General features: G+C 67.2%; 16 protein-coding genes. 9 read left to right on the top strand and 7 right to left on the bottom strand.

The window, feature by feature from the left end; genetic code table 11:
* Nucleotides 1–362: 362 nt before the first annotated feature.
* From DTA15_RS15195 to DTA15_RS15175, 5 genes are all read right to left on the bottom strand, one after another.
* Nucleotides 363–866, bottom strand: a complete 504-nt coding sequence (locus DTA15_RS15195; RefSeq protein ID WP_006480638.1) for a PraA/PraB family alkane oxidation protein activator — start codon at nt 864–866, stop codon at nt 363–365.
* Between the two features lie 121 nt (nt 867–987).
* Entirely contained in the window at nt 988–1,812 is an 825-nt protein-coding gene (locus DTA15_RS15190; protein WP_006482693.1) for an OmpW/AlkL family protein, read from the bottom strand.
* Nucleotides 1,813–1,885: 73 nt separating this feature from the next.
* On the bottom strand, nt 1,886–3,139 hold the full coding sequence (locus DTA15_RS15185; protein WP_006482703.1) for a DUF2957 domain-containing protein: 1,254 nt from the start codon (nt 3,137–3,139) through the stop codon (nt 1,886–1,888).
* Between the two features lie 71 nt (nt 3,140–3,210).
* Nucleotides 3,211–4,809, bottom strand: a complete 1,599-nt coding sequence (locus tag DTA15_RS15180) for a DUF2957 domain-containing protein (RefSeq protein WP_012493533.1) — start codon at nt 4,807–4,809, stop codon at nt 3,211–3,213.
* Between the two features lie 629 nt (nt 4,810–5,438).
* The gene (locus DTA15_RS15175; RefSeq protein ID WP_006482698.1) at nt 5,439–5,735 is read right to left on the bottom strand and encodes a cupin domain-containing protein; all 297 of its coding nucleotides are present in this window, start codon (nt 5,733–5,735) and stop codon (nt 5,439–5,441) included.
* Between the two features lie 424 nt (nt 5,736–6,159).
* Here DTA15_RS15175 and DTA15_RS15165 point away from each other — a divergent pair, with 424 nt between their 5' ends.
* The 4 genes from DTA15_RS15165 to DTA15_RS15150 all read left to right on the top strand — a co-directional run bounded on the left by DTA15_RS15165 (nt 6,160) and on the right by DTA15_RS15150 (nt 9,804).
* Nucleotides 6,160–7,104, top strand: coding sequence for an ABC transporter ATP-binding protein (locus tag DTA15_RS15165; protein WP_006481959.1), 945 nt, complete (start codon nt 6,160–6,162; stop codon nt 7,102–7,104).
* A gap of 3 nt (nt 7,105–7,107) precedes the next feature.
* Nucleotides 7,108–7,869: an ABC transporter permease gene (locus DTA15_RS15160; protein WP_006481964.1), complete on the top strand. Its 762-nt coding sequence runs from the start codon at nt 7,108–7,110 to the stop codon at nt 7,867–7,869.
* Nucleotides 7,870–8,028: 159 nt separating this feature from the next.
* A complete protein-coding gene (locus DTA15_RS15155; protein ID WP_006481961.1) occupies nt 8,029–9,453 on the top strand; it encodes an MFS transporter in 1,425 nt (474 codons plus the stop codon).
* Between the two features lie 48 nt (nt 9,454–9,501).
* Nucleotides 9,502–9,804: a hypothetical protein gene (locus DTA15_RS15150; RefSeq protein WP_006481965.1), complete on the top strand. Its 303-nt coding sequence runs from the start codon at nt 9,502–9,504 to the stop codon at nt 9,802–9,804.
* Here the strand turns inward: DTA15_RS15150 and DTA15_RS15145 are convergent.
* Complete coding sequence (locus tag DTA15_RS15145; RefSeq protein ID WP_006481962.1) at nt 9,762–9,992, bottom strand: hypothetical protein; 231 nt, start codon at nt 9,990–9,992, stop codon at nt 9,762–9,764. The two genes, DTA15_RS15150 and DTA15_RS15145, sit on opposite strands and share 43 nt — an antisense overlap.
* Nucleotides 9,993–10,147: 155 nt before the next feature.
* Here DTA15_RS15145 and DTA15_RS15140 point away from each other — a divergent pair, with 155 nt between their 5' ends.
* From DTA15_RS15140 to DTA15_RS15120, 5 genes are all read left to right on the top strand, one after another.
* Entirely contained in the window at nt 10,148–11,914 is a 1,767-nt protein-coding gene (locus DTA15_RS15140) for an ATP-binding protein (RefSeq protein WP_006481958.1), read from the top strand.
* A gap of 160 nt (nt 11,915–12,074) precedes the next feature.
* Nucleotides 12,075–12,506, top strand: a complete 432-nt coding sequence (locus tag DTA15_RS15135) for a YciI family protein (protein WP_006481960.1) — start codon at nt 12,075–12,077, stop codon at nt 12,504–12,506.
* Nucleotides 12,507–12,615: 109 nt separating this feature from the next.
* Nucleotides 12,616–13,422 carry a DinB family protein gene (locus DTA15_RS15130; protein WP_012493534.1) on the top strand — a complete coding sequence of 269 codons (807 nt, stop codon included), beginning with the start codon at nt 12,616–12,618 and terminating at the stop codon, nt 13,420–13,422.
* The gene (locus tag DTA15_RS15125) at nt 13,419–14,159 is read left to right on the top strand and encodes an alpha/beta fold hydrolase (protein WP_006485429.1); all 741 of its coding nucleotides are present in this window, start codon (nt 13,419–13,421) and stop codon (nt 14,157–14,159) included. Before DTA15_RS15130 ends, DTA15_RS15125 begins: the two co-directional genes overlap by 4 nt.
* 108 nt (nt 14,160–14,267) lie before the next feature.
* Nucleotides 14,268–15,128, top strand: coding sequence for an alpha/beta hydrolase (locus DTA15_RS15120; protein ID WP_006485432.1), 861 nt, complete (start codon nt 14,268–14,270; stop codon nt 15,126–15,128).
* Nucleotides 15,129–15,293: 165 nt separating this feature from the next.
* On the opposite strand, the gene DTA15_RS15115 is transcribed toward DTA15_RS15120, so the two are convergent.
* A complete protein-coding gene (locus DTA15_RS15115; protein ID WP_006485435.1) occupies nt 15,294–15,524 on the bottom strand; it encodes a hypothetical protein in 231 nt (76 codons plus the stop codon).
* Nucleotides 15,525–15,588 lie beyond the last annotated feature (64 nt).

Here is a 15,588-nt window from a genome sequence, read left to right as displayed (position 1 = left end):
TCGGGTGGCGCAATACACGCCACGCCGGCCCTGCAAGTCCGCCCGTATCGGATCGCGACACGGGCGGTCAACCGGCCGTCGCGCCGGTAAGCATGACGGCTCGCATGAATCGGAGATGCGAAAACTCGCGTATGCGCCGCACGGCTCGCATGCGCGGCGGGCGCCCCGCTTCGCGGCGCCTACTGCACGCGGCGCTTCGGCAATACATGGATGGCGGCATACACGACCACGCTGTCGGACGAATCCGGCCGCCGCGCCGATACGCGCGACGGCGCGAACCCATCGAAGCCGCGAAAACCCGCCGCGCATACCGCATGCACGGCCCTCGCGCGCGGCGGGTTCCCGCTTCGCTCGCGCGATGCTTACTGCACGTGGAACTTCGGCGACGTCAGGACCGTACCGGTCACCGTGCAGTCCGGCGTCAGCACGGAGTTGTTGAACGCCAGCGACGAGTTCGCGTCGCTCCACGCGGTCACGACCTTGCTCGGCCCGCAGGTGCCGAGCAGCGTGACGTTGACCTTCACGTTGTTGATCGACAGCTGCGTCGTGCTGTCGGCTTGCCCCGTCCACGGCGACGTGCTGCTCGCGCTGCCGCTGATCAGGCCGCACGTCGCGCCGCCCGCGAACGTCGTCGACGTGATGTTGACGATGCCGGTCGACGTGATCGTGCCGTTGAAGGTCGCGGTACAGCTGGCGTTGATCGATCCCTTGCTGAGATTCGTGAGCCCCGTCGCCGAGAACGGCTCGCCGTTCGGATTCATCGGCTGGCCGTCGGCACGCGAAACGGTGACGGCGAAAGCAGGCGCGGCCGAAACCGCGGTGAAAGCCACTGCAGCAACAAGCGATACGATTTTGCGAATGCTCATTTGAACTGCCCCCTCTCTTCACAAATGGCGGCACGCCGCCAGGAACGCGACCGTCCGGCCGGAACGATCCGGCCAGCCGGTCGCAGGAAGCCGCCGGCACGCGTCATGCGCGCCGGTCGGCTCAGAACTTGTAGGAAATCCCGACGAACGTGATCAGCGGATCGGCCTTCAACTTCGTGCGCGTGGTCGCGAGCGTCGACCCGTCGGCCGCCTTGATCACGAGCGACGAGTAGGTCTTCAGCGGCATGTACGTCAGCGTCGCCGTGAGCCCCCAGTGCTTGTCGATCGCGTAGCTCGCGCCGATGTTGTAGACCGGCGTGAACGACGACGACGCCTTGCCCTCCACCGACGTTGCCCCCGGCTTGCCGGCGCCGGCGGCGAGCACGCTGCCGAGGTTCTCGTTGATGTCCCTCGCGAAGTTGCCGTTCAGTTCGATGTTGCTGAACCAGCTGTAGGCCACGCCGATCCCGACGAACGGACGAAACTTCGCCGTCGACGAATTGAAGTAGTACTGCAGAATGATCGTCGGGCTCCACTGCCGCGCGTTCTTCACGGCCGGCTGGTTCGCCGGATTGTCCATGTTGACCGAACCGAGCGCGCCGGCCGGGCCAGGCGGCTTGATCACCCCGTGTCCGGTCAGCGTGAATTCCGGCGGCACGCCGAGCACCGACGTCACCGCGATGTGATCGGTGAAGAAGTGCGTGAGCGTGAGGCCGACCGTATCGGCGTTGTTGACCGTCAGGCTCGTGCCCGGCGACGTGAACGAACCGGGCAGGCGCAACGGTCCGTTGATCGGCATGTTCGCGAGATTCGTCGTCAGCCCGTTGGTCGAATCCTGCGGCATGATGTGCAGCCAGCCCAGCGTCGCGACGTTGTCGCCCGCCTGCTGGGCCGATGCGAGCGTCGATACGCCTGCGACGACACCCGCGACAATCAGCTTCTTCATGAAGTCTCCCCCTCATTCTGTCCGGGCGCCGCGCCTTCGCGCGCGGCGCCGCCGTGTCTCCATCCACACGCGGTCACTGCACGAACGCGCCGACCGTGAAGTACGGGTTGCTCGTATCGGCCATGTCGAGGAACCCGAACACGCCGCCGGTGAACACGAACTTGCCGGTCGCTGGCCCCGACGCCGCATCCGCATGCACGGTCGTCACGACGCCCGGCACCTTCTGCGTGTAGTCGAGGTTCAGCGCGCGCGTGAGCGCGGCCTGCGATGCGTTGAACGGATCGAGCAGCGTGGCCTGCGCGCCAACGAGCGCGGTCGCGCGGTAGTTGAACGCGCTGTCGACGCCCGTGTACTCGCCGTCCTGCGAGCCCTGCGCGATCGCCGTCCGCGGGCTCAGGAACGAGATCCCCGATTCGTCGTCCGCGCTCGGCGGGCCTTGCGTGAGGTCCGCGTTCGCGGCGCCGGTGCGGATGAAGATCGGCACGAGCTGGTTGCGCAGCTTGCCGACGATCAGGATCCCCTTGCCGGCCTTCGCCGGATCGAGCGCGGCGAGCGTCGGTGGAATCTGCGGCTGGTAGTTCAGCGACTGGAATGCCGGCGCATCGGGGCGCAGCGTGAACGGCTGATTCACCGTCGCGCTCGACGCAAGCGGCTGCCCGCCGTTCTTCTTGCCGAAGTTGTCGGTTTCCGTGTAGCTGCCATCCGCGTTGATCGTCACCTGCTGGTCGAGCGCCACCGGCTGGAAGTTCTGCGACGGCACCTGGTGATAGCCGAGCTGGTTGTACGTGCCGGCGATCTTCGTCAGGTCGGTTTCCAGCGACGAGAAGCTGATGAACGGGTAGTACGGGAACGTCGTCTTCGTGATCTTGCCGACGCCGATCACGCCGTCGAACTGGATCGTCGCGCCGGGGATCGCGCCGCCCAGCACGCCTTCGCCGAGGAACAGCCGCGCGGGCCGGCTCGGGTCGAGGCTCGCGTTCTGCATCCGGAACGTGCACTGGTTCAGCTTCACCGTCGGCAGCCCCGTCTCGTCGGCCAGCGTGCCGTCGACCACGTTCGCGGGCGCGGTGTCGCGCGTCGGCTGCACGGTACCGGTGGTGGCGGGCACCGGCGACGCGAGGTAGGTCATCCGGTACGTCATCTTCGTCGTGTCGAGCTGCACCTTCACGAGCTCGCCCGACCCGGAGCCGCCGATGAACACCGTGTTGTAGTCGATCGTCTGCGGGCACAGCCGGACCACCGGCGCGGGCGGCGGGTCGCCGTCACCGCCGCAGGCGGCCAGCACGGGCGCGAGCGACGCCGCGACCATCCAATGTTTCACATTCATAGGAATCCTCTTGAAATTCGATTCACCGGCGGCGACGCATGCGCCGCCGGTGTGACGTGTTCAATGCGGGGTTACTGGACGAACGCGCCGATCGTGAAGAACGGGTTGACCTTGTTGTTGTTGACGACCATCGCGTAGACGTTGCCGGCCGTCACGAGCCAGCCCGTGTCGCCCTTGCCGAAGATCGCCGCGTTGCCGTTCGCGCCCTTCGCGTTGAAGTCCTGCGCGGCCGTCACCTTGATCTTGCCGGGCGTGGCCTGCGTATAGTCCAGCGCGAACTGCGAGGTGACCGACGACGTCTGCGGATCGATGAACGCCGCGGTACTGCCCTGGAACAGCGTGGACGTATAGTTCGCGGCCAGCGTCGACACCGCGGTGCCGTCGTTGCAACTGCCGGCTACCGAATAGAAGGCGTTGTTGGCGAAGATGCCGGGCAGGTCCGGGTGCGGCACGTTGGGGTTGAAGCTCGGCCCCGCCGACGCCAACTTGTTCCCCTGGCCGCTGGATGTCACGATGCCGCATGCAGAGGCGCTGGTCGCGCCGATGTACCCGCCCTTCAGGGAGTTCGCGGCAATCGCTTTCGTCGACGACAGCATCGAGATGCCGACTTCGGCATCGGCGACCGATGCGAGCAGATTGACCGTATCGACGTGCGTGTAGCCGACACGAATCACGATCGGCACCAGTACGCCGTTCAGCCTGCCGACGATCATGATGCCTTTCGCCTGGCTCGGTGCAATGATCAGCGTCGAGCCCTGTCCCGCGATCGGATACCCTGCCCCGCTGGCCGGATTGCTCACGAACACATTGTCCGCCGATCCGTCCGCGTTCTTGCGCAGCGCCCACGGCGTCCCGGTCGTCTGACACGAGTAGTCGCTGCCCTGCGTGATCGAACACGAACCGTCCGCGTTCAACGTCTGATTCCAGTTGACGACGTCGGATTCCCAGCCGACCGCCCCGGTCGGGCTCTGACCGTCACCGCCGATGGGCGACAGATGGATGCCTACCTCGTTGTAGTTGCCCGCCACTTTCCTGAAGTCCGTCTCCGTGTCGGTGAAGCCGATGAACGGATAGAAATCGAAGGTGCGCGACGGTACGACGCCGAGCGTGATGCCCGGAAGCAGCGGGATACCGGCGAACGCAATCGTCGCCCCCGGAATCCCGCCGCCCACCACGCCATTGCCGACGAACAGCATCGGCGGGTCGGCGCGGTTGATCGTCACCGAATACGCGCCGTCGCTCGTCGCGCCGCTGTCGAGCACGAACGCGCAACGGTTCTGCTCGGCCGTCGGGAGATTAGTCGGATGATGGAATGCACCGCTGATCGTCAGGCCCGCGCGCGTGTTGTTGACTTGCCCCGCCGAGGTCGGCACCGACGATTCGATGAACTGCAGCTGGTAGGTGAGCTTCGTCGTGTCGAACTTCACCTTCACGTATTCGCCGCTGCCGGCGCCGCCCGTGTACGTCGTCGTGTAATCGAGCGCGTCGGGACACAGCTTCGTCACGACGGGCGGCGTCGTGTCGGCGCCGCTCGGCCCGCAGGCGCTACCCGAGCACTGCGGCACGGTGATCGGCCCCGGATCGTCGCCGCCGCCGCAACCGGCGACGAACGGCAGCGCCAGTACCGCGCACGACAGGACCGCCTTCCGCCATTCAGGAATGCAAATCATCAACCCCTCCTTTTCAGGTACGACAAGTCTCGTCCGGCCGGGCTGCATGGCCCGCCGGTTGGTATCGCGCCGCCGCACGAAGGCGCGGCGCATGACGATGCACGCAAGGCCGCCGCGATGCCGGTCAGGCAGATGCGGCACATGCCGCGGCGGCAGACGAGCGCGCTCCCGCAGCGCCGTCATGCGGCACGGCGCCGTCGGAACGATCGAAACGGAAAGTAGCTTGTCGCTACGGTTCGCCGCTACACGGCGTGGTGACGAGGCAGGCACGCGACCTGCGTCGCGCCTGCATTCAGCGAAAAATCGGGAAACGGCAGTCCGGCTGGCCCCGCGGATAGGCGTCTCATGGTGTGGTCTCCATACGTACGCTTGATTCGTTATCGTGATGCGTCGTTTGTCGAGACTATGATCGGACCATTCCCACAAGTAAATGGATGCAGAGTTCCAAACGGATGAAACCGCGCGATCCTAGCGTTCATACGGTATTTGACAGATTTTCAAACAGCCTTCATTTTATTTGCTCAGACAAATACACGGACCATGGAACACGCGTTTGAACGACGGACGACAATCCGCGCCGAGCCAGGCCAGCCGGCCCTCGGCGGCCCGCACGCATGTTGCGGCGCACCTCATACGTCGATGATCGCGAGCGTGCCGTGGCTGCCGGGCAGCACCGCGTGGCGCGTGCCGGCGCGCGCGAGATACATCTGCCCGGCGCCGACCACGACCGTTTCCGCCTCGACCTCGAGCCTCAGCGTGCCGTCGAGCACCAGCAGCCCCTCGTTGTAGTCGTGCACTTCCGCTTCGTAAGGCTGCGCATCCATGCGCAGCACCTTGATCCGGGCCGGCCCGACTTCGCCGACGATCGTGGATTTCCATGCGGCGGCCTGCGCGTCCGCCACGGACTTGAAATCGATCAAAGACATGCGCCCCGCTCCGTATCACCGTGAAAGGCACGCATTATCGCGAGCGCCACGCGTGCCGTCCCGGTACGGCGCGAGGGACGGCAGGCAGCACAGTCGGCCCGCCCGTCGAGCGGCAACGCGCTCGCGGCCCGATTCGCGGAAAACCATCCGGATTATTCGCATCATTCAAATAAAACGCCAAATCGTTGAGCGATATCACCGCAATTCCCGCAAATCCGGCGCCAGTCCAGCCCAGCCTTTCCATCAGAATGCATTTCGATCTGCCGATTGCTAATATGGCGGTCCCGCGATCCCGCACTACCCTGCCGTTCGACATGACGCCCGTTCGCCATGCCGTCCCCGGTCCCGGCCGCTTCGCAGCGGCGGCGGCGCCGGGCACGCGCGGCGCCCGCCGTCGCGCCGGGCGGCCGTGCCATCCGTGAGCATGCAACCGATCCTTTCCGTCTCCGACCTCTCCAAGACTTACGCGTCCGGCTTCCAGGCGCTGAAGCACGTGACCCTCGACATCCGCCCCGGCGAGATCTTCGCGCTGCTCGGGCCGAACGGCGCCGGCAAGACGACGCTGATCGGCTCGATCTGCGGCATCGTCACGCCGACCGAAGGCCGCGTGACGGTCGGCGGCCACGACATCCGCGATCAATACCGCGCGGCCCGCGAAATGATCGGCCTCGTGCCGCAGGAGCTGACCACCGACGCGTTCGAAACCGTCTGGGCCACCGTGTCGTTCAGCCGCGGCCTGTTCGGCAAGGCGCCCGATCCCGCGTACATCGAGAAGACGCTGAAGGCGCTGTCGCTGTGGGACAAGCGCGACAACAAGCTGATGACGCTGTCGGGCGGCATGAAGCGCCGCGTGATGATCGCGAAGGCGCTGTCGCATGAGCCGCGCATCCTGTTCCTCGACGAACCCACGGCCGGCGTCGACGTCGAACTGCGCCGCGACATGTGGAAGCTCGTCGATTCGCTGCGCGAAAGCGGCGTGACGATCCTGCTGACCACGCACTACATCGAGGAAGCCGAAGAGATGGCCGACCGGATCGGCATCATCCTCGGTGGCGAGCTCGTGCTCGTCGAGGAAAAGCGCGAACTGATGCGCAAGCTCGGCAAGAAGCAGCTGACTGTGCAACTCGAGCAGCCGCTCGCGGAGGTGCCGCCCGCGCTCGCGCCGTTCGGTCTCGAACGCGCGGAAGACGGCGCCGCGCTCGTCTATACGTACGACTCGCAGCGCGACGACGCGAGCATCGCGAAGCTGATCAACGCGCTCGGCTCGGCCGGCATCGGCTTTCGCGACCTGCACACGACGCAGAGCTCGCTGGAGGACATTTTCGTCAGCCTGATCGACAACCGCCGCAACGGCGTGCAAGGAGCCTGACCCATGAACTGGCATGGAATCCGCGCGATCTACCGCGCAGAAATGGCCCGCACGCGCCGCACGCTGATGCAGAGCATCATCGCGCCGGTGATCTCGACGTCGCTGTATTTCGTCGTGTTCGGCTCCGCGATCGGCTCGCGCATCAGCGACGTGAACGGCATCGGCTACGGGTCGTTCATCGTGCCGGGCCTCGTGATGCTGTCGCTGCTGTCGCAGAGCATCTCGAACGCGTCGTTCGGCATCTACTTCCCGCGCTTCACCGGCACGATCTACGAGATCCTGTCCGCGCCCGTGTCGTACTGGGAGATCGTGATCGCGTACGTCGGCGCGGCCGCATCGAAGTCGATCCTGCTCGGCGTGATCATCCTCGCCACGGCCGGCCTGTTCGTGCCGCTGCACATCCTGCATCCGTTCTGGATGGTGCTGTTCCTGGTGCTGACGGCCGTCACGTTCAGCCTGTTCGGCTTCGTGATCGGCATCTGGGCCGACAGCTTCGAGAAACTGCAGCTCGTGCCGCTGCTGATCATCACGCCGCTCACGTTCTTGGGCGGCAGCTTCTACTCGGTCGACATGCTGCCGCCCGCGTGGCGCGTGGTCACGCTGTTCAACCCGATCGTCTACCTGATCAGCGGCTTTCGCTGGTCGTTCTACGGGATCGCCGACGTGCACGTGTGGATCAGCCTCGCCGCGACCGCGCTGTTCCTCGTGATCCTGCTCGCGATCGTCGCGTGGATGTTCCGCACCGGCTACAAGCTGAAGAACTAACGCTGCCTGGCGTCACGCGCCGCCCGCCGATGACGCATTTCGGCAAGCGGGCGGCGCTTTTCCTCCGATGCGGCAGTTTGTGGTCGCGTCTACTGAATACGAAGCATCGGGGCCCTGGAGCATGCGCTGCGCGGCCCCTTTTTCATTTCAGAGGACGCCATGCCCGCCGCCACCGCTCCCGCCTCCGCCGCCGCCCGGCTCGAACGCCTGCCGTTCTCCGGCTATCACAAGCGCATCTTCTTCATCATCGCGATCGCGTTCTTCTTCGATTCGGTCGACCTCGGCACGATGACGTTCGTGCTCGGCTCGATTCGCAAGGAGTTCGGGCTGTCGACCGCGGCCGCCGGCCTCGTCGCGAGCGCGAGCTTCTTCGGGATGGTGCTCGGCGCGGCCGTCGCCGGCCTGCTCGCCGACCGTTTCGGCCGTCGGCCGGTGTTCCAGTGGAGCATGGTGCTGTGGGGCGCCGCGTCGTACCTGTGCTCGACCGCGCAGAGCGTCGACGCGTTGATCGTCTATCGCGTGTTGCTCGGCATCGGGATGGGGATGGAGTTTCCGGTCGCGCAGACGCTGCTGTCCGAATTCGTGCCGACCGAGAAACGCGGCCGCCTGATCGCGCTGATGGACGGCTTCTGGCCGCTCGGCTTCATCACGGCCGGCATCGTCGCGTATTTCGTGCTGCCGCAGTTCGGCTGGCGCACCGTGTTCGCGCTGCTCGCGATTCCGGCCGTGTTCGTGCTCGTCGTACGCCGCATCGTGCCGGAATCGCCGCGCTGGCTCGAACATGCGGGCCGGCACGCGGAAGCCGACACGGTGATGCACTCGATCGAGGCGAAGGTGATGCGCTCGGCCGGCGTCACGACGCTGCCGCCGCCGTCGCGGCTCGCCGAGCCGGCCGCCGCACGCGGTCGCGGCGCGCTGCGCGAGATCTGGAGCGGCGTGTACCGTCGCCGCACGGTGATGGTGTGGCTGCTGTGGTTCTTCGCGCTGCTCGGCTTCTACGGCCTCACGTCGTGGCTCGGCGCGCTGCTGCAGCAGGCCGGCTTCGAAGTCACGAAATCGGTGTTCTACACGGTGCTGATCTCGCTCGGCGGCGTGCCGGGCTTCCTGTGCGCCGCGTGGCTCGTCGAACGCTGGGGCCGCAAGCCGACCTGCATCGCATCGCTGATCGGCGGCGGTGCGATGGCGTACGCATACGGCCAGAGCGCGCTGTACGGCGGCAGCACGACGCTGCTGATCGTCACGGGCCTCGCGATGCAGTTCTTCCTGTTCGGGATGTGGGCGGCGCTGTACACGTACACGCCCGAGCTGTACGGCACCGGCGCACGCGCGACCGGTTCGGGCTTCGCGTCGGCGATCGGTCGCGTCGGTTCGCTGATCGGGCCTTACGTGGTCGGCGTCGTGTTGCCGGTGTTCGGCCAGGGCGGCGTGTTCACGCTCGGCGCGCTGTCGTTCGTCGCGGCGGCCATCGCCGTGTGGACACTGGGAATCGAGACGAAGGGCCTCGCGCTGGAGCAACTGGCGGCAGGCGACGACGCGGGCGGCAACGGCCGGTATCCGGCGACGGCGGCGGACAAGGCGTCCTGATCACCGGCCTGGCCCGCGTACACGCTGCTGCTGTCGTCGGACATCCTGATGCGTTTCGGCGACGAGGAAACGGACGACCCGCTGCCGGCGATCGTCGATTCGATCGCACGCTCGGCCTACCTGCCGTCGCTCCCGCACCTGGCGAGCGCGCTGGATCCACGCGCTCGATCTCGACATCGCCCTGCCGATGCACGGCCGGTGATCGCGCACGACATCCCGCGCGTGCTCGCCGGCGCGCTCGCTCATCGCGAAGCCGCGCCGCGTAAGCCGCGGCGGCGGTCTTCCGGCGGCGCGACGGCCGGGGCCGGTCAGGCGCCGGCGACGATGAACTCTTCGGCCGCCTTGCGCTGAACCGCGGCCATCACCGCCAGTTCGCGCTTGCTGCGCGCGTCGCCGGACACGACGCCCGTCGCGTGCTTGGCCTTCGCACCCAGCGGGAAAAAGACGAACGACGCGCCGGCCGGGGCCGCCGGCTCCGCACGCAGGCGTTTGTTCAGGATCTTCAGGTACTTCTTCTTCGAGACTTCCTTAGCAGCCATGGCGCCCTCCGCGTAAACGTGGTGTGGACCAGCATACCAGTTTTGCCGAGGCGCTCCGTGACAGCGGCCGCGCGGATCGATCTGCTCTAAAATGGACCACGCTTACGCGACCTGCCGCACCGCCCGCGGCCGCATGTCCTCATCGGAGCGCTTCCATGCATGTCGAGTTGTTCGCGCAGCATCACGCTTGCCCCGGCTGGCAGGGCGACATGGCCCGACGCATTACCGCATTCGACTGGTCGGCCACCGGGCTGGGCCCGATCGACGGCTGGTCCGCCAGCCTCGTCGCGGCAGTCCGCGCCGTGCTTGCCTCGCCGCTGCCGCTGGTGATGCTGTGGGGCCGCCCCGGCTACATGATCTACAACGACGCGTATGCCGGGTTCGCCGGCGGCCGCCATCCGTATCTGCTCGGCCAGCCGGTCGAACTCGGCTGGCCCGAAGTCGCCGATTTCAACCGCAACGTGATGAACACCTGTCTCGCCGGCGGCACGCTGTCCTATCGCGACAAGGCGCTCGTGCTGCTGCGCAGCGGCCGCCCCGAAGACGTGTGGATGGATCTGCACTACAGCCCGCTGCCCGACGACGACGGCGCGCCGGGCGGCGTGCTCGCCGTCGTCGTCGAGACCACCGAGCGCGTGCTCGCCACGCGCCATCGCGATCGCGCGGAAGCGGCGCTGCAGGCATCCAATGCCGAGCTGCGCAACCTGACCGAAACGCTCGAACAGCGCGTGACCGACGCGATCGCCGAGCGCGCGGCGATCGAGGAACAGTTGCGTCACGCGCAGAAGATGGAAGCGATCGGCAGCCTGACCGGCGGCATCGCGCACGACTTCAACAACGTGCTGCAGGTGATCAGCGGCAACCTGCAGATCCTCTCCGTCGAACTCGGCGCACATGCGAGCGCGCAGCCACGGATCGAGAACGCGAACAACGCCGTGCGGCGCGGCGCGCAACTGGCGTCGCACCTGCTCGCGTTCGCGCGACGCCAGCCGCTTGCGCCGACCACGCTGAACCCGTGCCGGCTGATCGACGGCATGCACGAGATGCTGCACCACGCGCTCGGCGAAGCGGTGCGAATCGTCCCCGCGCTGTCGCCCGACGTGGGCAACGTACTCGCCGACCGGCACCAGCTCGAAAACGCACTGCTGAACCTCGCGATCAACGCGCGCGATGCGATGCGCGGCGGCGGCACGCTGACAATCGCCGCATACAACAGCACGCAGCCCGGCCCCGCGGCCGGCACGCGCCGCGCGCCGATGCCGCCCGGCGAATACGTGACGTTCGAGATCGCCGACACGGGTGTCGGCATGACGGCCGACGTGCTCGAACGCGTCTTCGAACCCTTCTTCACGACCAAGCCGGACGGCGAAGGCACCGGGCTCGGGCTCAGCATGGTGTTCGGCTTCGTCAAGCAGAGCGGCGGCCACGTGTCGATCGACAGCACGCCCGGCCAGGGCACCACCGTGCGCCTCACGTTTCCGCGCTGCCACGAGGCGGCCGACGAGCCTGCCCGCACGCCGCAGCACGACGCGATGCGCGGCCGCGAAACGATCCTCGTCGTCGAGGACGATGCGGATGTCCGGCTGACGGTGGTCGACATGCTCGCGCAGCTCGGCTACAAGGTCATCACGGCGTCCGACGGCGAAGCCGCGCTGCGCGTGCTCGACAGCGAGACGCCGATCGATCTGCTGTTTACCGACGTGATCATGCCGGGCCGCGTGAAGGGCGGCGAACTCGGACGCCGCGCCGCGCTGCGCAAGCCGCCGTTGCCGGTGCTGTTCACCTCGGGCTACACACGCGACGAGATCTTCCATGCGGGGCGGCTCGACCCCGGCGTGATGCTGCTTGGCAAACCTTACCGGCGCGACGAACTCGCCGCGCGGATCCGCAGCGTGCTCGATGCGCAGGCCGACGCGGCCTGACGCATTGCCGACACGGCGCCCCTCGCCATTCCGATCGCCGCTGAATTTTTTTACCCGCGATGTCGATTCGCGTCGCCGTCGCGCGTCGTGTTGTCGTAACCGATCGTTTTGCCGTCGCACCGCCGGCAAACGTCCTATTCACGTTCAAGGAGATACGACAATGCGCGTCATGGTCATCGTCAAAGCCACCGCCGATTCGGAATCCGGCCAAATGCCCGACACCGAAATCATGGCCGAAATGGGCCGCTTCAATGAAGAACTCGTGAAAGCCGGCATCCTGCTCGCCGCCGACGGGTTGCGCCCGAGCAGCCACGGCAAACGCGTGCACTTTTCCGGCAAGAGCCGCGCCGTCATCGACGGCCCGTTCGCCGAAACGAAGGAACTCGTCGCCGGCTACTGGCTGTGGCAAGTGAAATCGATGGAAGAAGCGGTCGAATGGGTGAAGCGCTGCCCGAACCCGATGCCCGGCGACTCCGACATCGAGATCCGCCCGCTGTTCGAGGCGGAAGATTTCGGCGACGCATTCACGCCGGAGTTGCAGGAGCAGGAGGCGCGGATGCGTGCGGAGGTCGACGCCCGGCAGAAGTCCTGAACCGCAAGCGGGCGGCGCACGCGAATCTCGCACGCGCCCGGACGAGCCCGTTGACGAAGCCCTGCCGAGTAACGTATCGTTTTGTCACGTTACTCGGCAGGGCTTCGTCATGCATTCCCGTTTCGACCGTTTCCGCTCGACCGCGCTCGGCGCCCAGCTCGAAGCGCTGATCGAGCAGCCCGAGCGCTATCTCGAGTTCGCGGCGCTGTCGCGCGTCGGCGTCGCCGCGATCGGCGCGATCCAGGACGAGATCGTACGCAAATTCCCCGAAGTCGAAGCCGACACGACGGCCCGCCAGTTCTGCGGCGCGATGGTCGCCGACGTGATGCGTCGCCACGGCCATGAGGTCGTGCAGGCGCGCGGGCGGCTCGGCGGCGCGCTGTTCAGCTACGGCGCGGTGTTCGCCGCGCACCCGCAGCGGCTGCCGTTCGCCGACGTCGCCGCCGCGCTGGCCCGCATGCCCGCCCGGCTCGCCGCCCGTGCCGCGCATGTACCGGCGGCGCTGGCCACGCGCCGCCCGGCCGGCACCGGCTTCTCGCTCGTCGAACATGCGTGCCACCTGCGCGATCTCGATGCGGTGTTCGCCGCACGCATCGACGCCGTGCGCACGGCCGAGCTGCCCGTGATCGAATCCGTCGACGGCACCGCGCTCGCCGCGCAACGCGACTATCTCGCGCAGCCGCTCGATCTCGCCGTCACGGCGTTCCGCAGCGGCCGCGCCGCGCTGTGCGCCACCGCGGCCACGCTGGACCCATCGCAACTCGCACGCTGCGGGCTGCGCGACGGCATTCGCCGGATGTCGCTCGACGAACTCGTGCGCGAGTTGCTCGACCACGACCGCACGCACCTGCTCGAGCTCGACGAACTGCTCGCCGAACTCGAATTGCCGCCGCTTCCTTCCGCACACGCCGCATGATCCAGCCCACGCCCGTCGTCTTCATTCACGGCTTCATCGGCACGTTCGACGTGCGCGGATGGCACGGCCCGCATCTGTGCCCCGACCTGCTCGGCTACGGCGCGCATCGCGCCACGCCGCCCGACGCGATCTCGCTTGCCGCACAGGTCGAGCACGTGCGGCAAACCGTCGAGATGCACGTCGGCATGCAGCCGGTCGATGTCGTCGGCCATTCGGTCGGCGGCGCGATCGCGATGCTGTTCGCGCATGCGCACCCCGAACGCGTGCGGCGCATCGTCAACGTCGAAGGCAATTTCACGCTCGACGATGCGTTCTGGTCCGCATCGGTCGGGCGCATGACGCCCGACGAAGCCGACGCGATGCTCGACGGCCTGCGCGCGGCGCCGCTCGACTGGCTGCGCGGCGCGATCGACGCACCGTCGCCGAGTCAGCTCGACGACGCACGCCGCTGGCTCGCGCATCAGCCGGCATCGACGCTGCGCGCGATGGGCCGCTCGGTGGTCGAGACGACCGGCGACGCGGGTTACCTGCCGGCGCTCGCGCAAGTGTTCGAGCGTCATCCGGTCTGGCTGATCGCCGGCGAACGCTCGCGCGCGGGCTGGCACGTGCCCGAATACGCGCTCGCCCGCTGCGCCGGCTTCGACACGATCGCCGGCTGCGGCCACCTGATCGCGGCCGAGCGGCCCGATGCGTTGCGCGCCGCCCTCGCGCGCATCGTATGCAAGCCGGCCGCCTGACAACCCGTAGGATTCGCCGAAATATGGTTGAAAGGCGCGGTTGCTAGAGTCGTCGCAACAGGGTTTTCCCGGCATCCGGCCGGACTGGGTCGACACATGCAAGGATCGATGCGCCTGGCACGTACCTTCTGGCTGCTTCTGCTGCTCGCCGTCACGCCCCCTGCGTTCGCATTCCATGCGCGGGTCGTCGCGATCCCGAGCGCCGCGATGAGCGAGACGCTCAAGGCCACCATCGTGCTGCCCGACGATTACGCGCACGACAACCACGGCGAACGCTACCCCGTCGTGTATCTGCTGCACGGCTCGGGCGGCGACCATACCGACTGGACGTCGAACACGCACATCGCCGCGCTGGCCGACCGCTACCGCGTGATCCTCGTGATGCCCGACGGCGGACATGAAAGCTGGTACATCGACAGCCCGTTCGATTCGGGCAGCCGCTACGAGACCTTCATCGGCGACGAAGTCGTGTCCTACGTCGACCTGCATTTCCGCACGATCGCGACCCAGCACGCACGCGCGATCACCGGGCTCAGCATGGGCGGCTTCGGCGCGCTGCGCATCGCGCTCGACCGCCCCGACACCTTCGGCGCGGTCGGCAGCATCAGCGGCGCGGTCGATCCGCGCTGCTGCACGGAGGAGCCGGGGATCGCCCACGTGTTCGGCGATCCCGACCGCCATCCGTCGTTCTGGAACCGCAACGTGATCGTCGAAAGCGCGCGGTCATTCGTGCGCGCGCATCTCGACCTGACGATCGATTGCGGCCGCGACGATGCCTTCGTCGGCTCGAACCGCACACTGCACGAACGGCTCGTCGCGCTCGGCGTGCCGCACGACTATGCGGAGCGGCCAGGCGGCCATACGTGGGATTACTGGGCGAATGCGATCCGCTATCAGATGCGGTTCTTCGCGACGTCGTTCCAGCATCGCGGCTACGCGTTCGTGCCACGCCCGCCGCGCCGGGCATGACGCGCGCGGGCCGAGGCGCGGCTACCGCCTGAGACGGCAAAGCCTGACGTCGAAAGTCGACGAAAGTCGAAACAGGATGACGAACCGGCATGCCGCGCAGCGCGCCCGGCAAGAAGATGAACGCGCGTCGCCCGACGCGCGTGGCAAACGAAAGCGGCGAACCGGTCAGTTGTCGTGCGTGGTGTCCGCGCCGACGACGCGATCGAAGAATTCCTGTGCACGCGCCAGCTCGTCGAGCGCGCGATCGAGACGCGACATCGCGCGTGCGTATTCGGCCGACGAGCCGTCGTCGTCGCTTTCGCCGCGCACCGCGCGAAACGCCTGATCGACGTTGCGCGTCGCTTCGACGAAGCGTTGTGCGGCCCGTGCTTCCGGCGAACAGATGTGGGTCGACATCGACACTCCTCCCTCAGGATTGCAGTGTGAAGCACGCCGACGCTCAGTGTGCGTGGTACGCATG

This window comes from Burkholderia cenocepacia, from assembly GCF_900446215.1.
In the GTDB taxonomy this organism is placed as follows: Bacteria; Pseudomonadota; Gammaproteobacteria; order Burkholderiales; family Burkholderiaceae; genus Burkholderia; species Burkholderia cenocepacia.
This window is presented reverse-complemented; position numbering and strand designations above follow the sequence as displayed.